This window comes from Vibrio sp. R12-SG2-ISO1, assembly GCF_059834045.1.
On record NZ_JCBDGO010000001.1, the window covers coordinates 617,560 to 642,367 of the forward strand.

At 50.3% G+C, this 24,808-nt stretch carries 18 protein-coding genes; 4 read left to right on the plus strand and 14 right to left on the minus strand.

The window, feature by feature from the left end:
- Nucleotides 1-51: 51 nt before the first annotated feature.
- From der to AC6R10_RS02905, 11 genes are all read right to left on the minus strand, one after another.
- Nucleotides 52-1,536, minus strand: coding sequence for a ribosome biogenesis GTPase Der (gene der, locus AC6R10_RS02855; protein WP_334551306.1), 1,485 nt, complete (start codon nucleotides 1,534-1,536; stop codon nucleotides 52-54).
- A 149-nt stretch (nucleotides 1,537-1,685) separates the two neighbouring features.
- On the minus strand, nucleotides 1,686-2,846 hold the full coding sequence (gene bamB / locus AC6R10_RS02860; RefSeq protein WP_500671386.1) for an outer membrane protein assembly factor BamB: 1,161 nt from the start codon (nucleotides 2,844-2,846) through the stop codon (nucleotides 1,686-1,688).
- 8 nt (nucleotides 2,847-2,854) lie between these two features.
- Complete coding sequence (locus AC6R10_RS02865) at nucleotides 2,855-3,469, minus strand: YfgM family protein (protein ID WP_500671387.1); 615 nt, start codon at nucleotides 3,467-3,469, stop codon at nucleotides 2,855-2,857.
- Between the two features lie 61 nt (nucleotides 3,470-3,530).
- The gene (gene hisS, locus AC6R10_RS02870; protein ID WP_500671388.1) at nucleotides 3,531-4,799 is read right to left on the minus strand and encodes a histidine--tRNA ligase; all 1,269 of its coding nucleotides are present in this window, start codon (nucleotides 4,797-4,799) and stop codon (nucleotides 3,531-3,533) included.
- A gap of 31 nt (nucleotides 4,800-4,830) precedes the next feature.
- On the minus strand, nucleotides 4,831-5,949 hold the full coding sequence (gene ispG / locus AC6R10_RS02875; RefSeq protein WP_334551312.1) for a flavodoxin-dependent (E)-4-hydroxy-3-methylbut-2-enyl-diphosphate synthase: 1,119 nt from the start codon (nucleotides 5,947-5,949) through the stop codon (nucleotides 4,831-4,833).
- Nucleotides 5,950-5,957: 8 nt separating this feature from the next.
- A complete protein-coding gene (gene rodZ / locus AC6R10_RS02880) occupies nucleotides 5,958-6,956 on the minus strand; it encodes a cytoskeleton protein RodZ (protein WP_500671389.1) in 999 nt (332 codons plus the stop codon).
- A gap of 345 nt (nucleotides 6,957-7,301) precedes the next feature.
- On the minus strand, nucleotides 7,302-8,426 hold the full coding sequence (gene rlmN, locus AC6R10_RS02885; protein ID WP_500671390.1) for a dual-specificity RNA methyltransferase RlmN: 1,125 nt from the start codon (nucleotides 8,424-8,426) through the stop codon (nucleotides 7,302-7,304).
- Between the two features lie 133 nt (nucleotides 8,427-8,559).
- Nucleotides 8,560-8,991 carry a cysteine desulfurase sulfur acceptor subunit CsdE gene (gene csdE, locus AC6R10_RS02890; protein WP_334551316.1) on the minus strand — a complete coding sequence of 144 codons (432 nt, stop codon included), beginning with the start codon at nucleotides 8,989-8,991 and terminating at the stop codon, nucleotides 8,560-8,562.
- Between the two features lie 14 nt (nucleotides 8,992-9,005).
- Nucleotides 9,006-9,812: a tRNA cyclic N6-threonylcarbamoyladenosine(37) synthase TcdA gene (gene tcdA / locus AC6R10_RS02895; RefSeq protein WP_500631505.1), complete on the minus strand. Its 807-nt coding sequence runs from the start codon at nucleotides 9,810-9,812 to the stop codon at nucleotides 9,006-9,008.
- A gap of 140 nt (nucleotides 9,813-9,952) precedes the next feature.
- Nucleotides 9,953-11,056, minus strand: a complete 1,104-nt coding sequence (mltA, locus tag AC6R10_RS02900) for a murein transglycosylase A (protein WP_500671391.1) — start codon at nucleotides 11,054-11,056, stop codon at nucleotides 9,953-9,955.
- 69 nt (nucleotides 11,057-11,125) lie between these two features.
- On the minus strand, nucleotides 11,126-11,542 hold the full coding sequence (locus tag AC6R10_RS02905; RefSeq protein ID WP_334551322.1) for a DUF2850 domain-containing protein: 417 nt from the start codon (nucleotides 11,540-11,542) through the stop codon (nucleotides 11,126-11,128).
- 190 nt (nucleotides 11,543-11,732) lie between these two features.
- Here AC6R10_RS02905 and argA point away from each other — a divergent pair, with 190 nt between their 5' ends.
- Complete coding sequence (gene argA / locus AC6R10_RS02910; protein WP_500671392.1) at nucleotides 11,733-13,070, plus strand: amino-acid N-acetyltransferase; 1,338 nt, start codon at nucleotides 11,733-11,735, stop codon at nucleotides 13,068-13,070.
- Nucleotides 13,071-13,344: 274 nt separating this feature from the next.
- Entirely contained in the window at nucleotides 13,345-13,521 is a 177-nt protein-coding gene (locus AC6R10_RS02915; RefSeq protein WP_334551325.1) for a hypothetical protein, read from the plus strand.
- A gap of 68 nt (nucleotides 13,522-13,589) precedes the next feature.
- Here the strand turns inward: AC6R10_RS02915 and recD are convergent, their stop codons facing one another.
- The 3 genes from recD to recC form a co-directional block, all read right to left on the minus strand.
- Nucleotides 13,590-15,689, minus strand: coding sequence for an exodeoxyribonuclease V subunit alpha (recD, locus tag AC6R10_RS02920; protein WP_500671393.1), 2,100 nt, complete (start codon nucleotides 15,687-15,689; stop codon nucleotides 13,590-13,592).
- A 2-nt stretch (nucleotides 15,690-15,691) separates the two neighbouring features.
- The gene (gene recB / locus AC6R10_RS02925) at nucleotides 15,692-19,339 is read right to left on the minus strand and encodes an exodeoxyribonuclease V subunit beta (protein WP_500671394.1); all 3,648 of its coding nucleotides are present in this window, start codon (nucleotides 19,337-19,339) and stop codon (nucleotides 15,692-15,694) included.
- Nucleotides 19,340-19,712: 373 nt separating this feature from the next.
- The gene (gene recC / locus AC6R10_RS02930; protein ID WP_500671395.1) at nucleotides 19,713-23,171 is read right to left on the minus strand and encodes an exodeoxyribonuclease V subunit gamma; all 3,459 of its coding nucleotides are present in this window, start codon (nucleotides 23,169-23,171) and stop codon (nucleotides 19,713-19,715) included.
- A gap of 160 nt (nucleotides 23,172-23,331) precedes the next feature.
- Here recC and AC6R10_RS02935 point away from each other — a divergent pair, with 160 nt between their 5' ends.
- Nucleotides 23,332-24,222, plus strand: coding sequence for a LysR substrate-binding domain-containing protein (locus AC6R10_RS02935; protein WP_500671396.1), 891 nt, complete (start codon nucleotides 23,332-23,334; stop codon nucleotides 24,220-24,222).
- Between the two features lie 103 nt (nucleotides 24,223-24,325).
- On the plus strand, nucleotides 24,326-24,631 hold the full coding sequence (locus tag AC6R10_RS02940) for a YebG family protein (protein ID WP_334551342.1): 306 nt from the start codon (nucleotides 24,326-24,328) through the stop codon (nucleotides 24,629-24,631).
- The last annotated feature ends 177 nt before the right edge of the window (nucleotides 24,632-24,808 follow it).

Below are 24,808 nucleotides of genomic sequence, written 5' to 3' on the forward strand. Positions count from 1 at the left end.
CGCCTTAGCAAGCTAAGGCGTTTTGACCATCATGTGATTATTCAGATAGGGCTACTTCTTACGGTTTTTCACCATGCCCATTAAGCGTTTGCGTTTACGCTCTTGTGATAGGGTCATCTTGCTCGATTTACCTTCATACGGGTTTTCACTGTTCTGGAAAGTAATTCGAATCGGTGTGCCCATAATCTCAAGCGATTTACGGAAGTAGTTCATCAAGAAGCGCTTGTAAGAGTCTGGAAGCTCATTCACTTGGTTGCCGTGAATCACCACGATCGGTGGGTTGTATCCCCCAGCGTGGGCGTATTTTAGCTTCACACGACGTCCACGTACCAAAGGTGGCTGGTGATCGTCGGTTGCCATCTTCATGATTCGGGTCAGAACAGAGGTACCCACGCGAGTAGTGGCAGACTTGTACGCCTCTTGAACCGATTCAAACAGGTGGCCTACACCCGTACCGTGTAACGCCGAAATAAAGTGAATGCGTGCAAAATCAACGAAGCCTAAGCGGCGATCCAGCTCTTTCTTGACGTGCTCTTTCACGTCCATATCAAGACCATCCCACTTATTGACCGCAATCACAATCGAACGTCCAGCGTTGAGCGCAAAACCGAGTAGGCTTAAGTCTTGGTCTGATATGTTTTCACGCGCATCAATGACCAGAAGAACCACGTTAGCATCTTCAATCGCTTTCAATGTTTTCACCACCGAGAACTTCTCAACGGTTTCATTGATACGTTTACGACGACGCACACCAGCGGTGTCAATTAGGACATATTCACGGCCATCGCGTTCCATCGGAATGTAGATAGAGTCACGAGTGGTACCCGGCATATCGTACACAACCACACGCTCTTCACCCAGAATACGGTTAGTGAGTGTCGACTTGCCAACGTTAGGTCGACCGATGATCGCCAATTTAATCGGCTGATCTTGTAGGCGTTTAAACTCTTGTTCCGCCTCTTCCTCGCTGTATTCCAGTTTTTCTTCTTCATCAATGAAGTCAGTGAGGTCTTCAATTTCGCCGTTGGCTTCTTCAAGCAACTGCTCAGCAAACGGGTTAAGCGCACGGTCAATCAGTGCACCAACACCACGGCCATGAGCGGCAGCGATTTGGTACATGTTGTCCATACCCAGTTGCCAAAACTCAGCGCTGGCCGCTTCGGCATCGATACCGTCGACTTTGTTTACCACCAGCATCGCTGGCTTTTCAATCTTACGTAGATGAAGGGCAATGGCTTCGTCCGCCACAGTCAGACCCGCACGGCCGTCCACCATGAATAGCACAACATCCGCTTCATCAATCGCGGCGAGTGACTGCTGGGCCATTTTGGTTTCAACGCCCTCTTCCGTGCCGTCGATACCGCCAGTGTCTACGACGATAAATTCATGTTCACCAAGTTTCGCTTGGCCATATTTACGGTCGCGAGTTAAGCCAGGGAAATCCGCCACTAACGCATCACGCGTACGCGTTAGTCGGTTAAACAACGTCGATTTACCAACGTTTGGACGCCCTACAAGAGCAACAACAGGTACCATAACAACCTCTACAATCTTTTTCTCATATGTAGTTATAGGTAAGGACTGATGACGAGACCAATTTTTACCTATAACTACGTAGCGTTAACAATAAAACGGCTCCCAACTGAGTAACCAGCTAGGAGCCGAATGTGAATTATATCACATGATTATGGGTTGATCGTCTGTTTCTTTACATCGCCATTGCGAGTAACCGTGACAAATCCACCCGGTACGGCGATAGGTGCGACCGCGAAACCGCTGTCATCTAATTGCTGCTGAGCAACAAATTCGCCGGTACGTCGATCAATCCAGTGCAAGAAGCCTAGACTATCACCCACGACTACGTAACCATTGAGCATGACTGGCGCCGTTAGCAAACGGTGCTCAAGCAGATCATTGCTCCAAAGCTCAGTACCGCTGCGCGCATCAACCGAGACAATGTGGTCTTTATCGGTCACCAAGAATAAACGACTGCCTTCACTCGCCATATCAGTGGATGAAGAGTAGTTACGCTTCCAGCTTGGTGTGCCTGAACGCAGATCAATCGCGGTCAACTGCCCGTTGTAACCGACAATGTATAGCGTGCTGCCCAAAATCAGTGGTGAAGCATCAACATCCACCAAACGATCGATTTCGGTCGCCCCTTGTGGTGTACCAATGGGTTGCTGCCAAATCAATTGACCACGCTCGACAATCGCTGCCGCCAAACGACCGTTCGCCGTTCCCCAGAAAACGCCACCAGACACCGTCACAGGCGCGCTGTTACCACGCAGAGTCAGGTTCGGCACTTCAGTGCTGATGGTCCATTTGCTCTCGCCCGATTCTTGATCCAGGGCGATCAGCACACCGTCACTGGTATGAACAATCACTAAGTTACTGTCTACTGCAGGGGCAGCAAGCACTTCACCTTTGACAGCGGTCTGCCAATTGAGCGCACCGGTTTCTTCATCAAGGGCAATCACCTGACCATTTTCACTGCCAATAAACAGCTGACCATAACCGGCGGTAATACCACCAGATAAACGTGCAGAGCCCTCTTTTTCCAGATCCGCTTGCCAAATCGCTTTGCCCGTTTCAGGGTTGAGTGCTTTCACCACACCATCACGACTGGCAACAAACACTTTATCGTAGGCGTATTCGGGTGAAAGTTGCGAGTAGTACATGCCCACACCTTTCCCTGCCGACGCACTCCATGCGCTCTTGGTCGTGAACTCATTGTCCACAACCGGTGTCGGCGCCATGATAATGGTGTCTTCCTCTCCAGCACACCCTGCAAGCAAGCCAAGAACCAGCGCGGTAGAGAGTGCTTTATTGAGCATTGTCTTCATGCGCATCCTTACTTAGCGAGATCGTCCAGCTTCATTTGCAGAGCCTGACTTGGCTCGCCAGACTGTTGAGCTTGGGTGTAGGCGGCATATGCCCCTTGTTCATCACCCTTGAGTAAAAGAATATCGCCTTTCAACTCTTCTACGCGCCCCATCCAACTTTCGTCGTTGATGTTAGCCAACTCTGAGATAGCCGCATCAAAGTCTGTTTGCTGAGCTTGAATACGCGCAATTCGGTAGTGAAGGACACTCAGCAGTGCTTGATCTTTAGTGGCCGATTTTGCCCACTCGAGCTGCGCTAGTGCTTCATCCAAGTTACCTGCATCAACCTGAGCCTTCGCCAATTGCATCGCCGCCAATACCGCGTATTGCGACTCGCCATTCGCCTCAATAAACCCTTGCACGTTAGCACTGGCATCTGCGCCTTTGGCTGCCAACTCTTGAATCACTGTGGTGTAACTCTCAGAGGCCGCTTCCTGAGCTGCTGTGACGGAGTCTTGGTAATAACGCCAGCCAAACAGACCACCCAAACCAATGACGGCACCGAAAATGACCGCTTTGCCATTTTCTTTCCACCAATCTTTAATCGCTTCTACTTGTTGTTCTTCAGAATCGTAGAGTTCCACTTCCTGTCCTCTTAAAATCGAAAAAAGTGGCGCATAAAGGTCGCCACTTCCTGTTATCGGGTTATACCAACTGCGCTAGTTTGCTCGCCACATCGGCATGGCTGATGGTTTCTTGTGTACCACCAATCAGATCTTTCACGACGACCGTGCTGTCTGCGACTTCATTCTCGCCGAGAACCAGCGCCACCGCTGCACCCACTTTGTCCGCACGCTTGAATTGCTTCTTAAAGTTACCGCCGCCAAAGTGATTCATCACTCGCAGGCCTGGTACTTGCTCGCGTAACTGCTCAGCTAATTTCATTCCAGCCATCATTGTACCTTCCCCCGCGGTGACCATGTAAACATCGACGCTGCGACGCACATCGGTCAACTCAAGGGTTTCTAGCATCAGAACCAAACGCTCAAGGCCCATAGCAAAACCAACCGCAGGCGTTGCCTTGCCACCGAGTTGCTCAACCAGGCCGTCGTAGCGACCACCGCCACACACCGTACCTTGCGCACCGAGGCTTTCCGTTATCCACTCAAATACCGTGCGGTTGTAGTAATCCAAACCACGCACCAAACGCTCATTGACTGTGTATTCGATACCTGCTGCGTCGAGAAGTTCACAAAGGCCGACAAAATGTTGCTTTGAGTCTGCGTCTAAGTAGTCAGACAGACGAGGGGCATCACCGAGTACCGCTTGGATTTCTGGGTTCTTGGTATCCAAAACTCGCAGTGGGTTAGTGTGCATGCGACGCTTGCAATCGTCGTCCAGAATATCCATGTGCTGAGTGAGAAACTCGATTAACGCTTCGCGGTATTCAGCTCGCGCGTCAAGAGAGCCAATCGAGTTCAACTCTAGACGTACATGTTTATCAATACCAAGCTCACGCCACAGACGCGCCGTCATCATGATCAGCTCTGCGTCGACGTCAGGGCCATCGAGACCAAACACTTCGACACCACATTGGTGGAATTGACGGTAGCGACCTTTCTGCGGACGTTCATGACGGAACATTGGGCCCATGTACCATAGGCGCTGCTCTTGATTGTAGAGCAAGCCATTTTCAATTCCGGCGCGAACACAGCCCGCCGTGCCTTCTGGGCGAAGGGTTAAACTGTCACCATTGCGGTCTTCAAAGGTGTACATCTCTTTTTCAACCACGTCGGTGACTTCACCAATCGCGCGGCTAAATAGATGAGTCATCTCAACAATCGGCATGCGCACTTCATTGTAACCGTAAGCGCTGATTACGTTTTTCACTGCGGTTTCAAGTTTTTGCCACAGTGGAGATTGAGTTGGGAGACAATCGTTCATGCCTCGGATTGCTTGAATTGTTTTTGCCACAATAATTACCGTAATCGTTGGTTGAGAGTTATTACTCTTGTACTTTTACATCAATGCGATTTTGCGAATCCATCAACGCGGCTTTAGCGCGGATCTTCGCTTCGAGTTGACTCACGAGATCGTCGTTATCAAATCGCTCTTTTTGACGTTTGCCATCTTCATAGAAGGCACTTTTCTTGTTACTGCCTGCCAAGCCCAAATGCGACACTTCCGCCTCACCGGGCCCATTGACCACACAGCCAATAATTGAAACATCCATCGGTGTGATAATGTCTTCAAGACGCTGCTCTAGCGCATTGACGGTACCAATCACATCAAATTCTTGGCGAGAACAACTCGGACACGCAATAAAGTTGATCCCGCGAGAGCGGATGCGCAGCGATTTTAAGATATCAAAACCGACCTTGATCTCTTCAACTGGGTTCGCCGCAAGCGAGATGCGCAGCGTATCGCCAATCCCTTCTGCCAGCAGCATGCCGAGTCCAACCGCAGATTTGACAGAACCCGCACGCGCTCCGCCTGCCTCAGTAATACCTAGGTGTAGTGGCTGATCGATTTTTTTCGCCAACAGTCGGTAGGAATCCACCGCAAGGAAAACATCGGATGCTTTGACACTCACTTTAAACTGATCAAAGTTGAGGCGATCTAAGATATCAACATGACGCATCGCCGATTCCACCAAGGCCTCTGGGGTCGGCTCGCCATATTTCATCTGGATATCTTTTTCCAGAGAACCACCGTTCACGCCGATACGAATTGGAATGTTTTTATCCCTTGCACAATCGACGACCGCACGAATGCGATCTTCTTTACCGATGTTACCTGGGTTGATACGCAAACAATCGACGCCGTATTCTGCAACCTTGAGTGCGATGCGGTAGTCAAAGTGAATATCCGCCACCAGCGGAATCGACACTTGCTGCTTGATCTGCTTGAAAGCCTCGGCTGCATCCATGGTCGGCACCGAGACGCGAACGATATCCGCACCCACATTTTCCAGGGCACGAATTTGCGCCACGGTGGCGTCAACGTCTGTAGTACGAGTGTTGGTCATCGACTGCACCGCAATCGGCGCACCGTCACCAATAGGTACGTCGCCCACATAGATACGAGTCGAGGGGCGACGTTTGATAGGAGATTCGTGTTGCATAGTAATGTCTAAGGTAAGGTGAATCTTGCTACTTTGCCTGAAGTATACCCAGAAAGGTCGACAGGTTCACTCGCTAATGTCATTGAAACGTTTTCTGGTGCACCTAAAATCACGCTGTAAGGAGACTGACCATCCAACGCCACCGACTCGCCGCCTTTTTTGATGCCGGTAACGAGGGTTTTACCACTGGCGTCTTTCACCTGAACCCAGCAATCATCGCTAAAGCTCATCTCTAGACGGTTCGTCACTGCAACCGCCGTATCCACTGTGCTCTCTTGCGGCGCATCAACTTGCTCGGCTGAGTCTGATGCGGTCACTGTTTCTTCTGGGGACTCTAGCGCGCTCTCTTCACGGATGATTTCAGTCTCTGACGACATCTCAGTTTGCGTGTTTTCGACCGTCTCAATACTGCTCACATCGGAATCTTCACTAAGGATAGGTTCCATCGTTTCTTGAGTCTCTTGCGAAGGCTCATCTGGCATCGCCTCATCAAGCGAAACAAAGTCCAAGGTGTCACTGTTGCTTGAGTCTGCACTCTGCTGCGTGGTTTCCTGCGCCGAAGATTGGCCCAAATCCAACATATCATCCTGCTGATTTTGCCACCACCATAAGGAAGAGATCCCGGCAATCACGGCAAAAATACCCCACGTCAGAATCATAATGCGGCTGTCGTGCTTCTCTCGCTTGGTTTTACGTGAAAAGCTCTGCATCGATTGCTCTTTATGCTGAGCGGTGCCGCTGTGATCGAGCGCAGCCAATACGACTGACTCTTTTAGCCCCACAGCCTTTGCGTACGAACGAAGGTAACCGCGGGTAAAGGTAGCGACTTGATCAGACTCGAAGTCATTTTTTTCCAAGTTTTCGATGATGGAGAGGCGAAGACGAAGCCTATCGGCAATCTGCTTTTGCGTTAATCCTAACTGCTCGCGCTTTTGCTTAAGTAGTGTACCCGCTTCAATATGTTCTTGTGGTTGATTGGTTTCTGTCGTTTCGTGTTCGGCAGTCATTATGAATTCATCTCTTTTAAGTGCAGGGCCTCTTCCGCGCGTGCTTTTCGTTATTCATTATTGGTAGCAATGGGGCAGAATTGGCGAAGTATCCGGGCAGCTAACTCATCAAAGAGGCAATATACGCCATCAAAAGTGTGAGGAAGCCACCAAAAGCATTAACTTTCAATTCTAATCTATATCAGAGATGAAACAACATGACAAAAGGTGATAATTCACAGCCAGCTCAAGGTTTTTCCTTAAATTGACATTAAGACGCAACATCTGATTACAAATTGTCGATAAAAAAGCCAGAGCAAAGCTCTGGCCTCCGGATTCATGCACATTTAAGCATTCAATATGCGGTTAAACGGCTTTCACCTCGATGGTTTCACCTTTGGCCGCTTTTAACATGGCAGTACGTTTGGTGCGGTCAATGACATCGCCGACCAACTGTCCGCACGCCGCATCAATATCATCCCCACGCGTTTTACGCACGGTCACGGTGTGATCGTACTGCATTAAGGTTTTCTGGAAGCGATCAATGCGAGAGTTGCTTGGCTTCTTATAAGGCGAGCCCGGATACGGGTTAAATGGAATCAGGTTGATTTTACATGGTGTATCTTTCATCAGCTCTGCCAATTCACGCGCATGGTCCATATCGTCGTTAACGTGATCCAATAGCACGTACTCTACGGTCACCTTGCCACGGTTGGCATTGGAAGAAGCAATGTAGCGGCGCACAGACGCAAGAAAATCATCGATATCCCACCGGTCGTTAATCGGCATAATTTCGCTGCGCAATTTATCGTTCGGCGCGTGCAAAGAGATCGCCAACGCCACATCAATCTTACCTGTCATCTGATCAAGGCCAGAGACGACACCCGATGTGGAGACAGTAACGCGACGTTTAGACAAACCAAAACCGAGATCATCTAGCATAATCTCTAAGGCTGGAATGAGGTTTTTCATGTTCAGCAGAGGTTCACCCATGCCCATCATCACGACGTTGGTAATCGGGCGACGACCGGTCTCTTTTTCTAAGCCGATCTCACGGGCAGCTCTCCATACCTGACCAATGATTTCTGAGACTTTGAGGTTGCGGTTGAACCCTTGTTGAGCCGTCGAGCAGAACTTACATTCCAGTGCACAGCCCACCTGAGAAGAGACACACAAGGTCGCGCGATCGTCTTCAGGAATGTAGACCGTCTCGACATCTTGATCGCCCACCTTCATTGCCCACTTGATGGTGCCATCAGAAGAGTGTTGCGCCTCAGCGACGACCGGCGCTTTGATCTCACAGCGCGCGTGCAGTTTCTCGCGTAACTTTTTGTTAATGTTGGTCATGTTGTCGAAGTCATCGACACCAAAATGGTAGATCCACTTCATAACTTGATCGGCGCGGAATGCTTTTTCACCTAATTCTTCAGCGAAAAATTCACGCAAGCCCTTGCGATCGAAGTCGAGTAGATTGATTTTTTCAGTGCTCATGTAACCTCACAAACGACAGAACATTAATTAAGGGCGCGGATTGTACAGCCTTTATTCAGCGACAACAAGCGTTGTAAAGCCCTGTATTTCCTAAGGCGTTAATTCCACTTTGTTTATTAATTGAACACGCCATTTACGCCGCGGTGATTTGCTTAATTTGCTCCACAATCGCTTTCAGCCCATTGCCGCGCGAAGGACTTAAATGCGCGATAAGTCCAAGCTTTTCAAAGTACTCATCCATATCAAAATGTTGGATTTGCTGCGCTGTTTTGTGGTTGTAAGCCGCCATCACGAGGGCAATTAAACCACGTACAATACGAGCGTCAGAATCGGCACAAAAGGTCCACACACCGTCGTGCTGCTCGCAGACCAGCCACACTTGGCTCTCACAGCCTGACACCGTCACTTGTTCACTTTTCAGCGCATCAGGCATCACGGGGAGTTGCTTACCCCACTGAATCACTTGTCGGTAGCGATCTTCCCAGCCTTTTAATCCTGACATAGTTCGAATGACGTCGTCCGCCGTTATCGTCTGGCCAAACACTGAGGATGGTGCTTCACTCATTTCATTTCCACTCATTAGCGATATTTCTGAATCAATTTTTCCACAATACGCGAGACCGCCACAAAACCAAAAGTGGCCGTCACCACCGTGGCGGCGCCAAAGCCACTGGCGCAATCCATTCGCTTTGGCCCTTCTGCCGTTGACTTCACCCCACACACGCTGCCATCGGCTTGCGGGTACTTCAACTGCTCAGTGGAAAAGACGCAATCGATGCCAAACTTACGCTGCGGATTTTTAGGGAAATTATGGTGCCGGCGCAAGGTATCTTTGATCTTTTTCGCTAGCGGATCTTGAATGGTCTTGGTTAAGTCCGCGACTTGAATTTGAGTCGGGTCAACCTGGCCACCCGCACCGCCCGTCGTAATCACTTTGATTTTGTTGCTGCGGCAGTAGGCGAGCAACGCCGCTTTTGCTTTGACGCTATCAATCGCATCTAACACATAATCAAACTCTTTGCTGAGGTACTCATGCTGATTGTCTGGCGTAATGAAGTCATCAATTAAATTGACTTTGCATTCTGGATTGATGAGTTTGACGCGCTCAGCCATGACCTCAATTTTGCTCTGCCCAACAGTGCCTGACATCGCATGAATCTGGCGATTAATGTTGGTCACACAGACATCATCCATGTCAATCAAGGTCAACTCACCAATCCCTGTGCGAGCCAACGCCTCTACAGCCCAAGAGCCAACGCCGCCTATTCCGATAACACACACGTGCGCAGCACGCAGGATCTCCACTTCACTCTGTCCGTAGAGTCGGCGTGTACCGCCAAAACGTTGGTTATAGCTGTCCGAGGCGGGGGTATCAAGTTGGCGCATGGCAAGGCTTCTCCGCTACAAATTTGGTGATGAGTAAATAGAAAGAGTGCGATTTATACGCACTCTTGTTTCAAATGTCTAGAATTGGCCAAGCCAACGCTTAACGAGTCGAAGGGAAAGATCTCGCTAACCAGCGGCCACTATTCTCGCTTCTCTGGCGGCATGGCCCAAGGCGCTTCAGTCGCGCTGCCTTCTAATCCGAGTTTCCACACCCGGCCAAAGTGTTTGTAATGGCCCGCCTCAATACCGGCTCTCGGCCCCATGCCGTGGTACAGATCAAGGTGATTCTGTTTCACTGCGCCACCAGTATCGAGTACGATCAACAAGCGAAGTTGATGGGCACCGCTCCAGCTGCCGTCAGGGTTGAGCAGTGGTACTTCAGCTAAGATAGGCGTACCCATTGGAAAGAGGGAGCGATCCCCTGCCACCGACGCCATTGCCAATAACGGGATACCCGCCGAACCGGTCACCGGCGCATCGGCGCGGGGCTCAAAAAAAACAAACGATGGGTTTTGCTCTAACAGCTCACGCACCGTGGCTTCATCGTTGGCCATCACCCACTCTTTGATCGCTTTCATCGACATGTTTTCGCGAGCCACGAGTCCGCGGTCAATCAGAACTCGACCTATGCTCACATACGCTTTGTTGTTTTTACCGCCGTAGGCAAAATACTCCAGCGTGTCGTCATCTTCAAAATGGACAAAACCGCTGCCCTGAACTTCCATCAAAAAGGGGTCAATAAGATTCGCGGCATACCCAAGTTCGAGCCCTTGTCCTTCCAAAGCGCCTGCATAGATTTGCGCGCGAGTTGGGCAGTCTTGGCTGCACTCAGGTTTGCCATACACTGGGTACTTAAAGACATCATTCGGTTGATGACGAAGTTCCATCACTGGTGAAAAATACCCGGTAAATAGCACGTTACCCTGCTTATCCCCGCCCCCTAATTGCGCTGCCTGAATGCCGTATTGGCCAAGCTCTGTCGGCTCGCCACTGAGTAAAACCCACTCGTTGAGCTTGTCATAAAGCGGTTGATAGAGCGAAGCCATACTTGGTGAGTTGATGACCACTTGCTCCGCCTGACGATGAAATTCGGTGAAATCTCGTGGTTTGTCGGACACCACTATATCGGCTGGATTGAGTACATTGGTCAACTCGCCATCGAGATACTGCTGAGCGCGATCGGTTGGCTGGGCACAGCCAAACAAAACACCGGCCGCAAGCAGAGGTAAGATTTTTTTGAGCACGTTGGTTTTCCCTTATTGTCGTTGGCGTTAAGCATGGCAAAGTGCCTGGCCGATAGCAACGAAAAAGCGTTAGCGAATGTTATGCTGGTATTTGGCGTCAAGACGATAGATAGGTTGATAATGAGGCTGTGAAATCAACTTCATTTCAGAAAACTCTTGATTGAGGATCTGAAAGCGCTTGGTGTCATCACCGAAACGGTATTCAAAGAACTGACCATCAAAGGCAAAATTGGTATCCACGACCCGCCCGTTGATCACGACACCATTTTCATTGAGGACGAAACGATCCGTCGCATACCCCGCGACATTTTGCTCAATCCAAGTGCCGTAAAGGAAAGACTTAGGATAAGTGACCTGTAAGTAATATTGATAGAGCTGCGTGCCCAGCAGCGCAACCACTAACGCAAGTCCGGCAGCCATCAAAAAGAAGCTGCGCTCTTTCAGTTTGTTTTTTATCGCGCCGTTTGCGTCGATGTTACTCTTCATGAATGGGTTCCAAACTTGCTCTTAATAGTAAGTCTTAGACCAAAATGCGCACTTTGGCGAGTCTAGCCAAGGTCACTGTTTGCTTTCCATCTCAAGAAAATCCGCTCGAGATAAGAAAAGCACTTGCCGAAACAAGAATAAAATCGCAATATTTCCACATACTAATTCACTCGTAACTTTGGACGCTTCTGTGAAAATTCGAAATACCGCCCTTGTGAAAGGGTTCAGACAATCGGCACCTTACGTCAATGCTCACCGCGGTAAAACCATGGTAGTGATGCTCGGAGGCGAGGCCGTCGCAGATGCAAATTTTCCGAATATTATCAGTGATCTTGCTCTACTTCATAGCTTGGGCGTGAAAATCGTCGTCGTCCATGGAGCAAGGCCACAAATTAACGACATTTTGCAGCACAATCACAGCGAAACCCCCTATCACAAGGGAGTACGAGTGACGCAAGAAACCAATTTGAGCTACGTGATGCAAGCCGCCGGTCAACTGCAACTGGCCATCACGGCGCAGTTTTCCATGAGCATGAGCAACACGCCGATGGCGGGAACACAGCTCAACGTCGTAAGCGGCAACTTTATTATTGCTCAACCGTTGGGCGTCGATGATGGTGTGGACTACTGTCACAGTGGTCGCATTCGGCGTATTGATGTCGAAGGCATCAATCGCATGCTCGACCATGGCTCCATTGTGCTGCTTGGCCCGATCGCCAGCTCAGTGACTGGCGAGTCATTCAACCTACTTTCGGAAGAGTTGGCTACACAAGTCGCCATCAAGCTCAAAGCCGATAAGCTGATCGGTTTTTGTTCTGAGCAAGGGGTCATTGATGCCAATGGCAATGTTGTGGCAGAGCTGTTTCCTAAAGATGCAGAGGCCATTTTGTCCTCACTGGAAACGGAAGCCAACACTAGCAGCAACGACACCTCTGGGACACTGCGTTTTTTACGTGCCGCCACCAAAGCCTGTCGAGCTGGAGTACCACGCAGTCATTTGGTCAGTTATAAGGTGGATGGCGCGCTGATTCAGGAACTCTTCTCGCTTGATGGTATCGGTACCCAGATCGTTCATGCCAGCGCTGAGCAAGTTCGAATAGCGGACATCAATGACATCGGTGGGATACTCGAGCTGATTAGGCCACTGGAAGAGCAAGGAGTACTGGTCAGGCGCTCTCGTGAACAACTGGAGCAAGAGATTCATCAGTTCACCATCATAGAAAAAGACGGCTTGATCATCGGCTGTGCGGCCCTTTACCCCTACCCGCAGGAAAAAATGGCCGAGATGGCCTGTGTCGCGATTCATCCAGAATATCGTGATGGTAACCGAGGCTTGCTGTTACTCAACCACATGAAGCTGCAATCCAAAGCACAAGGAATTGAGAAAATTTTTGTATTAACCACTCACAGTTTGCACTGGTTTAGGGAACAAGGTTTCTTCGAAATGGGCGTTGAGTGCCTGCCTTCTCAAAAGCAGAATTTGTACAACTATCAACGCAAATCAAAGATTTTAAGCATCAAACTTTGAATTTTTACTGCCGTTTTTCTCATTCGGAATGAAGGGGTAAACGGCAGTTACCAAGATTTTCAAAACTAAATTATTAGCCATTTTAATAGGTTAGCCACCGAGCTATCGATTTTTATCGATAAGCACTTTATTTAATATATTGGATTGGTTAATATTTGCGCTCCCGATTCAGGGGCTCCATGGACTTACCTTCACTTACGACCTGAGAGAACTCGGCGTAAGTCGCACGGATTGCTTGAAGTAGATAAACACGATACTAAGAGCATATAACTTGATGAAAACCATCATCTGTAACTCGATTCAAAGTTTTTGGGATATGGCAGACAACGAACTGTTAGCCGGGCTCGACGTACATTGTGTCTTCCCAGTCACAGAAGGGTTGAAGGCGTTTATCCTCAATTACCAAGAAAAATACGCGATTCGCAGCATCTCATTTACTCAAGCGCTGTAACCGACGGCGCTCGACGCTGCCCAAGCGCAGCCAGCAATCAGGGACGATTGCTCATCCCTTCTCTCACCTTACTCTTTTTCCTTCAAGCGCTGTGTCAAACCACTGGCCCGAACCGTTCGCACTTTTATTCCTCTTGCCATCACCGACTCATCCACATACAGACTTAAACGTGACTTAGCGCGAGTGACGCCAGTATAAATGAGCTCTCGAGTTAAGATAGGGCTGAACTCCGGCGGCAAAATCATCAAGGTATGATCAAATTCACTGCCCTGCGATTTGTGAATCGTCATCGCATAGGCGGTTTCATGTTCGGGCACACGGCTCGGTAACACCGCCTTTACGCTGCCATCTGGCAGTTCAAAAAAGACTTTCAACTTGTGCCCTTCTTCGTCAGGATCACGAATGCACAAACCGATGTCACCATTGTAGAGGCCTAACGCGTGATCGTTGCGCGTCACCATCACGGGCCTACCGTGGTACCAAAGCTCATCTTGTACCTGAATCAGCTTGCGAGCAGCCAAAGCGCGCTCAATACGAGCATTGAGCCCTTGCACACCAAAGTCCCCTTCACGAACGGCGCACAACAAACGACAACGTGCAAATGCCGATAACGCCTTACGAGCGAGCGTATTGAGATCTTCCTGCGCCTGATTCGCCTCATTTAACAGCGCAAGGTAGCCGCGATACTCTTCCACCAGAGATTTTATCAGCTGTTGGTAGTGCTCTGTGTCGATAGGGTACTTGGCAACATCCTCAAACCCTTGCCGCCAAACTTGCTCAACCTTGCTTACGCCTCCCGAGTTGATGGCTTTGGCCAATTGACCAATCCCCGAACGCGCATCGAATCGATAACTCTTTTGCAGCATGCAGAGACTGTCCGCCATCCCTGATTGGCTGGCGCTTGCTCCATGCGCGAGTGAATCAAACCCTGTCAGTTGGGCGAGTAGTTTGCCCTGCAAGGCGCTATATCCCTCTTGATGGAAAGAGCAGATGTCGCCCAATACCGCGCCCGCTTCCACTGACGAAAGCTGATCTTTATCGCCAAGTAAAATCAGCCGAGCCTGCTTGGGCATCGCATCCACCAGCTTATGCATCATAGAGAGATCGACCATCGACGCCTCATCGACGACCAAAATGTCCAAATGTAGAGGGTTATCGTGATGATGGCGAAACTCGGCGCTGTCTGGAATCGCGCCAAGCAAACGGTGAATGGTGCTAGCTTGTGTCGGTATGGCCGCTTTCAACTCTGGACTCACCGCCAATTGCTCCACCGCTTGGCCGATAGATTCAGTCAGGCGCGCGGCGGCCTTTCCTGTCGGCGCCACCAATTTGATGGTTGGCACATGACCATGGATGCGATCTTGTTTTGCTTGCTCAATCAAGGCGGCGAGTAACTTGGTCACAGTGGTCGTTTTGCCTGTACCGGGTCCACCAGAAATCACAGCAAATCGACGAGTGAGCGCCACCGCCGCCGCCACCTTTTGCCAACTGACGCATACCGCTTGGGGAACGAGCTTATCTAAAGCAGACAACTCGGCCACAGTTTTGGCCTGCTGGAGTATTTGGCCTATGGCAACCCAATCGAGCTCATCAGGCGTAACCACATCTAAATGGTCACACACTAATTGCTGAATTATGACGGGGGTTACCGACTTACTGTTTCTAATATTATCAAAAAGATAGCGATAATTTCGCGCAAATAGATGATCAAGAAGTTCGGTCAACTTCGCTTGCTCATCAGGCTTTAGGATCATAGGTAACCCAAAGCTCAATAAGCGTTCGGATAAGGTCGTTTCATAATGCCAGAAACGGTGCAAGTAGAGTCGCTCACCATCGAACATCAAAGGCAGCGCCTCACCCGCACTCCCCACCCACGGCGAATTCGCTAAATGGGCAGCCCAATCAAATGTATGTAAGGTCTGATTGAGATTCAGCGCTGCCTCGCCATACAAACCGATCTTGTGTGCCAGATCCACCTTTTGACCATTGGCATCAAAAAGGGGTAAACAGATATTGCCTTTCGCCTGCTCTGCGCTGGTCAAACCGGCGATAAACGCCAAGTGGTCATCGTTAGACTGCTGATGGATAAAACGCGCAAATTGGTAGTCCAACTGGCGAATCACGCCTTTTGCTGCCAAGAGTTGCAGCTGTGAAACAAGTAGCGCCATGTCTAGATCAACTCCCCTTGGCCCGCTGGGTTAAATTTGGTTTCAATCGGCTTACCCTCTATCAATCGATCTAAATCCTCCAACATGGCTAAGCTCGGTTTGGCCGAAAAAATGCCGTGTTCACTCTGGCCATCCATACCACGTAAAAAGAGATAATAGACACCGCCAAAATGGCGTTGATAGTCATAATTCGCCAAGCGGCTGCGCAAGAAACGGTGTAGGGCTAAAGCATAAATTTGATACTGGAGATCGTAGCGATGATCGGCCATCGCTTGGTTAAGCGCCTCACCATGATAATCGCTGACATCACTGCCAAGGTGATTCGACTTCCAATCCAGTACGTAGTAGCGACCTTGGTGCTCAAACACCAAATCGATGAACCCTTTTAACATGCCGCGCACTGTTTGGAACCCGAGCTCACCGGCGCGCGCGGACAGGGTATCGTGACGCGTGATCACTCGATTCAGGGATGGCGCGTCTAAAACGGTAATGGGCAGTAAAAACTCCATCTCCACCAAACGCTGAGATGGCCCTTTTTCATTCAGTCGCAGTGCATCACCATCTAAGGGCGTCGCTAGCACGGTATCGACCAACGATTGCAATACAGGAAGCCAGCTCTCATCCAACTGCTCGGCTTGCAATAGCGATTCGATGATGGCGCGATTGTGATCGCTATAGGCAGACTCGGTAAATTCAACATCTTCAAATAACGTGTGTAAGAAAGTGCCCGGCCTTGCGCCGCGGGGAAAGGTGAAAATCGACTTTTCTGGTTCAGTGAGTGACGCTTCGTCGTGATCCTGCGCCGAGTCCACATCAAGGCGCAGTACATCCTCAAACCCTTGCGCCGCATGACTAGACGATTGTTTAACGAGACCGGAATAACTGGTGATGCGCCAATAGCGGTCCAGTGGTGTGGTAAATGCTTTGGCGCCAAGTGGCGGCATCTCTGGTGGCGGAATCATCAGCGGCTGAGCGTGCGAATTTGGCAGGTCCGCCACAGCAACACAAGCCAACGCCTCACTTTGCCGGCAAAGCGCCTTGGTCAAATCTGAGATGCCCCCCTCTTGGCCATCTTGCAGTAAATAACCCATCGCACTTTTGTGTACACCCGTCGGCTCTTTGGTCGAGCGACCATTACGCAGTGGTGCGGCGCCGACAAAACAGCCATATACCGCACGCGTCAATGCCACGTAAATCAGACGCAGATCTTCTGCAAGACGTTCGTTATCCGCAAGCGCCAAAGCCGCGCTTTGCCCCGTAATATCAAGCATGGTCACATCTTGCTCGGCATCGTAATACTTCGCCTCGCTCGCTTCACGATAGCTCAATGCAAACGGCAGAAAGACTAAGTCGTACTCTAACCCTTTCGATTTGTGGATGGTGACGATCTGCACCAGATTACGCTCCGATTCCAAGCGCTGAATTTGCTCATCACTGCCACCAAGCCCTTGCTCCGCATCGCTGATGGATTGCGCCAACCAACGCAACAAGCCATGATCGCTGTCGAGTTCACCACTCATCTGTTGCAACAACTCACCCATGTGCATCAGATCCGTCAAGGTTCGCTCACCGTTTTGCTCTTCTAGCAGGCGCTCTGCAATATGACGCTTGCTGATCACACTGCGCAACATCGGCAATACGCCGCGTTGCTGCCAAAGTTGGCGGTAACCTTTAAACTCATTGATCGCGTTTTCCCACTCGTTTTCATCGTTGTTCAAGCTATCAAGTGTTGCAGCATCAAGGGCAAACAGTTCGCTGGCTAAGCACGCTCTTAACGCTCTGTCGTATTCGGGCGTCAGCACCGCTTGCAGCAGACGCTGCACATCGCTAGCAACAACAGAGCTGAACACACTGTCTCGGTTGGAGAGATAAACACTGGCAATACCTTGTTCGGCCAGCGCTTGTTTGATCATCCGACCTTCATTCCCAGTGCGCACCAACACAGCAATATCACCGGCCTCAATCGCCTGCTCGCCTTTCGCGCCCACCAACATGGCTTCGTTATTAGCCGCAGCCTGAAGAATTGTCTGGATCTGGTTGGCCGTCGCACTCGCCATCGCCTCAAGGTACTCACCTTTGGCGAGCGGTTTCTCTTCAGCTTCTTGTAACCAATACGTCAACGCAGGTTGTCGTGTGCCGCTTAAAGTCCAACCTTTGCGCTCAGAGCCCGGAGAGGCGTTGACGGGATGAAAAGGAATATCTTGATCGTAGATAAACGGGCTTTGTGGCATTGAAAACACTTGATTGACCGCTGCCACCATATCGGCGCTTGAACGCCAGTTCGTGCCCAAAGTGAAATGCGACGTCACTTGTTGGCGCGCTTTAATGTAGGTAAAAATATCCGCGCCACGAAACGCATAAATCGCCTGTTTCGGATCGCCAATCATAAACAGACCGCACTCAGGACGATCTAGGTAAATACGGCTGAAAATACTGTATTGCAGCGGATCGGTATCTTGGAATTCGTCGATCATTGCAACGGGATAGAGAGTGCGAATGCGCTCACGCAGCAACTCAGTATCATCAAGGTCGATCGCCGCAGAGAGCTGAGTCAACAAGTCATCAAACGAGAGCCACTGCTTCTGAGCTTTGGCCGCTGCCAGCATTGCGCGGCAATGCTCTATCGCATGAGCCAACATCGGCGCTTTCAGATCCACCGGGTGAGCGAGGTGGGCTTCAATACGTGCAAATAACGGGTGCTCAGGCGCTTGGCCTTTCGGTGTTTTTTCAAGCAGTGCGTTTTGCGCAAACTTCTCCAGCGCCGTAGGTATCTCATAGTTTGTCGTTGCCTGGGCTGCCCAGGCAGAAACACTCTCTATCCAGGTCGGTAGCGATTTTTTACTGTAACTGCGCTTATTGACGTCTGACTCGTTGATGATCGCCAGCACCTCGTCTTGATGCGCTCGCCAAAGTGCCTTGAGTTCATCAATTTGAGCCAGATTACGCTCATGCAGATCCGCTAAGCTGCCCTGCATTGCAGGCACGCTTAACGCCAAAGGTGCACCAGTCAAATAGTTCGAAATCGCGGCTAACAGCTCATTCGGCGCCCGCCAAATTCGGCGAATTTCACCTGCCAGTTGGGGGGGTAATGGATAGAAATTACGCCGCCAATAATCTGCGACCACTTGCGCTTTTAGATGGCTTTCATCAGTGACAAATTCATTGCTAAATCGACTGCCTGACTCAAACGCATTTTGCGTCAGCATCCGCTGGCAGAAACCATGAATCGTGTAGACGGCGGCTTCATCCATCTGCCTTTCCGCTTGCAGCAAAATTTGCGCAGCTTGGGCGTGATCCGTCACCGCTTCCAGCAAAGGCTCGATCACTGGGTCGCTGCTTTGGCCACGAGCAAAAGCAAGGCGCGCGTCATGAATACGCGCTCTGATCCTATCGCGTAGCTCCGCCGTGGCAGCCTCAGTAAAGGTCACCACCAAAATCTGATCCACAGTGAGCGGATGCGCGTGCCGAGTCTGATCGTCGCCATGCCCGAGTAGCAAGCGCAAATAGAGCCCAGCAATGGTAAAGGTTTTTCCTGTCCCAGCGGAGGCTTCAATCAGCCGAGCACCATGCAATGGAAAAGTCATCGTATCGAGTGCGGTCGGTGTGATATCACCACCACTAGAAAGAGTGGAACGAGACGATGCGGTCATAAAACTCTGCCCTTTAACTGTTCGAGTTCACACATTGGCTCAATCGCACATTGTATGAATTCATGGATGTTTCACCTATCACGATTCAGCTCGACAATATTAGTGCTAATACTCAATGTGATCCGGTTAATAAAACGCTATTTTATCTGTTAACCCCATAAAAATACGGGGAGTTCTGCGATCTTACTCACAGCAGCCTACAGAGTGAGTCGTTAGTATTCGCAGCACGAGTTGAGGCAGTGTGTCTGCCCATCAACCCAACAAATCATGGTCCCTCTGACCTGTGGCCGTACAGCGAACGCCCTACACTATAATGATTTTCTGGCGGCCACTTTACCTTCTGCTATTTTTGCTCTTCATCTTCACTGACCCTTTACGACACATCGGCAGCGTCTTGTGCAGCGAGACGAGGTGCTTGAATGACGCGAGCAGCCAATGTGCGCACTCGAGCGGCCAGTTGATCATCCCATTGCGGCCAAATACGACGAATATAACTGTCGTTGCCTTCGCCACTCGACATGTAGCCATCATTGAACGTATCGGCCATTTTTTTCAGCGATTTGTCTTCATCGTCCGCCCACTTTCCGCGGCTAAAGCCCGCCTCTATCGCCGCTAAAGCGGTACGGGGGAAATAAGGTAAAGGCTCACTCATACCTTGGTAGTAAAGACCCACCAGCTCATTGAGTAGTGCGTACGCTTGCTCACGAGACTCTAGTGCAGGGTAGATTAGATGCTGCGCCCCTTCATTTTTGTCATAGCCGATCAGGTGAGTGCGCAGCGCACGGCCACTGGCGGCCATGGCCAAATGATCAAGCCAAGCGGAGAGATAGTCTTGAGATCGAATCCGCCCTGTACGAAAACGCACAAGCCCAGATTGGTACACTTGAGTCAACCAGCCGACCAGCTGTACGGGTTTGCCATCGCCAAGCACATCCAACGTGAGAGTGACTTCATGATCCTCACAAGGCGCTTGACACAATCCGTGCAAGGTTTTCGCTAACTCTTCACTTTGCACTCGGTTGGTTTCAAACTCAATGTCACCAAAGGCGCCAATAGGCAAACGCCCTTCGGCGCGATGCTTCGCCACACATTGCGCCATCAAGCGACTAGGATCGCGATCAGCTAATGTGTGAGCGGTCAGCAGTGTCGTAAGCAGCTCATCGCGCAACTGATAGCTTTCCAGTCCGCCCAGCACAAAGGGCTCTTCATCGTTCATCACAGGTTGCGGCGGCTCAAACGTCACCTTTAAACGGCGGTTGAAAAAGTACTGAACAGGCAGACGCCAAAAGCGTTGCAGCTCGACTAAATCCAACTCGAGTGGAAAGTGTGCGCCGAGTAGGTAGTCACTCAACTGACGCTGGAAGTCGCCACTCTTTTGCCCCTGGCGCAAGGCGGCAGGTAACCACTCTTGGGCATAACTCGCCCGCTCGCCAATAAACGCCTCAGCGCTGAACGGCACCATAGGATGAGTCGTGCTCAAGTGGTGAACAAGGCGCGAGCCGGACTCATCACAGCCTAAATCTGAATCGCCTTCCAAACAGTAGTTTTGATGGCAGTATTCCATTAACTCAGAGACCAACACCGATGGCATGCGCGGCGTGTTGTCTTGAATTGAGCGCCCGACATAACTGATGTAAAGCGTGTCCTGCGCCGATAACAGCGCCTCTAAGAAAAGGTAGCGGTCATCATCACGGCGCGAACGGTCGCCATGCTTGGCGCGACCATTCATCAAATCAAACCCTTCCGGCGGCACAGACCTTGGGTAAACGCCTTCATTCATCCCCAATAGACACACAGTCTTAAATGGAATGGAGCGCATCGGCATGAGGGTACAGAAGTTGACTTGGCCGGCAAGAAAGCGCTGACTTACCCGCGTACCAGAGAGTTTGTCACGCAAATACTGCGTCACAATCGCCGCAGAGAGCGGTGCACTGAACGCGGCATCATTCAGCTGCTCTTTGAGCATCGCCAACGTATCACGAATGGATTTGAGCGCCGCTTCGCCATCCAAATCCACTAAAAAGAAATCATCCAACAGCTGAGTCAGCACTTCGCGCCACTGATCCACACCTTGGCTCTGCGCTAACTTGGCGCGATAAAGCGCAATGGTTTCAATATAGTGAGCCAGTTTGCCCGCCAGTTCAGCGCCAAGACCTTGAACTTCGTTAAATGGCGCCAGTTCACCTTGTTCGGTGTTCAGCAGCCCTGCCGATGCAGGCATCGCATAGCCCAGCAACATGCGGTTGATACCAAATTGCCATGTATTTTGGCCGGTTTTAGGCAAATCAAATTCTTGCGCGGTGTGGCCGTCGAGCCCCCAGCGAATCCCCGATTGCTCTACCCACTGTTTAGCGCGAATAAACTCGTCATCGTCGAGACCAAATCGCGCCAAGATCGCTGGTGTTTCCAGCAGCTCAAGCAGCTCCGAGGCCAAACAGCGCGATTGCGGCAGCATGGTCAATAATAAGAAAGCGTTCAAGATCGGGCTTTCTTGGTTGGCACTGCGATCCGAGATAGAAAAAGGGATGAATCGTTCACCCGGCGCATTGCCAAACACCGCTTGAATGGCCGGACTGTAGGCATTGATGTCCGCCACCATCACAATCACATCACGCGGTTTGAGCAACGGATCCGCTTCAAACATTGCCAACAATTGATCGTGCAGCACTTCCACTTCTCGCATTGGGCTATGACAAGCATGTAAGGTCAGGGAGCGGTCTTGCAGCGAAACGCGACGTTTATGGTGGCTCGTGTCGAGCAACGTATCATCTTGATGCTCTTCAAGATTGAGGATATCGGCCTGCAGTTCGTGCAGCAATGAGTCTCGCTCGATATCCACAAAGGCTTCAATCTCATGGGATTCCAACTGAGAGAGCAGATACATGTTGTCGCGCCCCAATTTGCCCATTGAGGCCAGTAAGCTGTTCCCCACCACATCGGTGTGCAGCTCATCCACTATATTCTCTTCAAGGCTGCCTTTGAGCGGTTCGCTCTCGCCTTGCCACTCTGAGTGATCCTCTCGCCACACCAAATGTTTGCGCCGCTTCGCCGCCAATTTTGCTAAGAATTTACGGTCACGGACCTCCCCCCAATAGTAGCGACACGGATTGGTGAACATGAGATGGACATCAATGTGCTCACCGATCGCTTTAAGCGCATCCATATAGCGCGGCGGCAACGAAGTGATACCAAACACAAACAAGCGTTTGGGCAGATGGTCAAAACCACCCGTTCGATGTTCAAGCGCTTCGATAAATTCTTGATAGAGGTTGGCACGATGGTAAGGCGATTGCCCTAGCGCCAGAGTCTGATCGTAGAGCGCTTGCCAAAGGATGGGTTGCCAAGGGTGTTCATCGTGTATTTCAGCGACACCTTGCCCCGCCTCCCAACTGGCGATCCACTCAGGTCGATAGACCAGATACCCATCAAAGATGTCGGCAATTTTTTCTGCCAATTGATAGCATTTACTGCTGTCTTGATCGTCAGCCAAGTAACGGCGCAACGGTTCAAATTCGTCCCTTTCTAGCTGAGATGGCAACACTTGCATCAACTTCCATGTCATCGCCTCTTTATTAAACGCACTGCGAGTCGGCACATCGGGCAAGACTTGGGTAAACAAGTTCCAGATAAAGGTCGCGGGAAGAGGAAACTCTATGTTTGCAGCCACGCCGAACGCTTTCGCCAGTTCCATTTTCAGCCATTGAGACATGCCGGGGCTCTGAACCAAAATCTGCTCGGCTTCAAACGGGTTCTCAAGCGGCTGATGGCGAATGAGCTCCACCAACAAAGATTTCAACACATCGACTTGATTGGAATGATAGACAATAAACACAAGGCGCTCACACGATAAAAGGACGATAGGGTGAGATTAGCATAAGTGAGTGAATATAGTGACGTTTGCAAGCTGACGAAGTCGGGTTTCATTCGACTTGCACCATAGTCTAATTTCGCCAATGATAGCCATTGGCGCTTCTATTTATCGAATCAATATTATGGCTGTATATCTTACACTGAAACAACTGAAGGTGTTCCTTGCTGTCACTCGGCATGACACGCTCACCCACGCTGCTGACGCGCTGTATCTCTCCAAAGCGGCGGTTAGCATGACCTTGTCAGAGCTTGAGAAACAGCTTGGACACTCGTTGTTTGATCGTGTGAATAACCGTCTGCTGATCAATCAAGAGGGCATCAAACTACTGCCGATGGCCGATGAACTGTTAGAACGAGCCAGAGATATTGAACATCTGTTTGATGACACTCAAGGGTTAAGCGGCGAACTGAGAATTGGCGCTAGCGATACCATCGGCAATCAAGTAGCACCGTTTCTCCTGCGCTCCTTTCGTGACGCAACGGGCCATGAGCAGCAAAGCTTATTGATCTCCAACTCCGCTTTGATTTGTGAAAAACTGGTCGACTATGAACTGGATATCGCCTTGATTGAGGGTAAAACGCTCCATCCGGCTCTAAACTCGACCCCATTTAGTCGCGACGAGATGTGCGTTATTTGTTCGCCCTCTTCACCGCTCGCACGTCACGAACGAGTAGCAATGGATGAGCTGGAACACAGCCGCTGGGTACTGCGCGAGGCGGGGTCTGGCTCTCGCGAGTTCTTTCTGCGCGTTATCGCGCCGCGCTTAGAGCGATGGCAGGAATCATTTGAACTCAATACCACTGAAGCCCTGATCAACAGTGTCGCCGCTGATTTAGGTTTGGGCTGCCTATCGCGCTTATCGGCACAACCGGCGATCAATGATGGCCGAGTGATTGAGTTGCCGCTGCCCCTCGATATGACACGCCGCTTTTGGTTATTGGTGCACAAAGAAAAATATCAAAGCCCGCTACTCAAATCCTTTATTGCCTTTTGTCAGCAGTGGAAAAATTAAGCATCTGTCTCTCATAGCGCGCACGCACACCTAGACTTAAGCGGCTCAAACCTGTATAAACAGCCAGTAATAAAACCTATCAATTTAAGTTAGAGGACCAACCATGGCTGTAATCGTCAAGTACGTGGTAGAACGCAACGGAGAAGAGAAAATGACTTTTACCTCTAAAGCGGAAGCGGACGCCTATGACAAAATGCTCGATATGGCGGACGAGCTTTTCGAGCTTCTAGGTAAAAGTGAACTGATGGAAGATGAAGCCAAGCAAGAAGATTTGGCGATGTTCCTAGCGCAAAATAAAGAAGAAGTGCTCTATGCATTAGGGGCAAAGCGCAAGCCCACTCCGAAGAAGAAAAAAGTGGTGGCCGTGGACACGGAAAACACCCCAGAAGAACAAGACGACGCGGCGTAATGCCCTTTCTTTATCGTTACCAAGCCTCTGCGATTGCAGGGGCTTTGTTTTTTATACATCCTCATAAATACCATGCTCACCAACAGGGCATCCCCAGAAACAAGGCTCCAATAAACAAGGCCCTCATAAACAAGGAAAATATCCTTGCAGCACTTTACCCTAATACCCAATACGTTC

What these genes read in the sequence shown, in the direction of transcription:
- der (WP_334551306.1), bottom strand. Translation starts at nt 1,536, where the DNA reads ATGGTACCTGTTGTTGCTCTTGTAGGGCGTCCAAACGTTGGTAAATCG.
- bamB (WP_500671386.1), bottom strand. Translation starts at nt 2,846, where the DNA reads ATGAAGACAATGCTCAATAAAGCACTCTCTACCGCGCTGGTTCTTGGC.
- ispG (WP_334551312.1), bottom strand. Translation starts at nt 5,949, where the DNA reads ATGCAACACGAATCTCCTATCAAACGTCGCCCCTCGACTCGTATCTAT.
- rodZ (WP_500671389.1), bottom strand. Translation starts at nt 6,956, where the DNA reads ATGACTGCCGAACACGAAACGACAGAAACCAATCAACCACAAGAACAT.
- rlmN (WP_500671390.1), bottom strand. Translation starts at nt 8,426, where the DNA reads ATGAGCACTGAAAAAATCAATCTACTCGACTTCGATCGCAAGGGCTTG.
- csdE (WP_334551316.1), bottom strand. Translation starts at nt 8,991, where the DNA reads ATGAGTGAAGCACCATCCTCAGTGTTTGGCCAGACGATAACGGCGGAC.
- tcdA (WP_500631505.1), bottom strand. Translation starts at nt 9,812, where the DNA reads ATGCGCCAACTTGATACCCCCGCCTCGGACAGCTATAACCAACGTTTT.
- AC6R10_RS02905 (WP_334551322.1), bottom strand. Translation starts at nt 11,542, where the DNA reads ATGAAGAGTAACATCGACGCAAACGGCGCGATAAAAAACAAACTGAAA.
- AC6R10_RS02915 (WP_334551325.1), top strand. Translation starts at nt 13,345, where the DNA reads ATGAAAACCATCATCTGTAACTCGATTCAAAGTTTTTGGGATATGGCA.
- recD (WP_500671393.1), bottom strand. Translation starts at nt 15,689, where the DNA reads ATGGCGCTACTTGTTTCACAGCTGCAACTCTTGGCAGCAAAAGGCGTG.
- recB (WP_500671394.1), bottom strand. Translation starts at nt 19,339, where the DNA reads ATGACCGCATCGTCTCGTTCCACTCTTTCTAGTGGTGGTGATATCACA.
- AC6R10_RS02935 (WP_500671396.1), top strand. Translation starts at nt 23,332, where the DNA reads ATGGCTGTATATCTTACACTGAAACAACTGAAGGTGTTCCTTGCTGTC.
- AC6R10_RS02940 (WP_334551342.1), top strand. Translation starts at nt 24,326, where the DNA reads ATGGCTGTAATCGTCAAGTACGTGGTAGAACGCAACGGAGAAGAGAAA.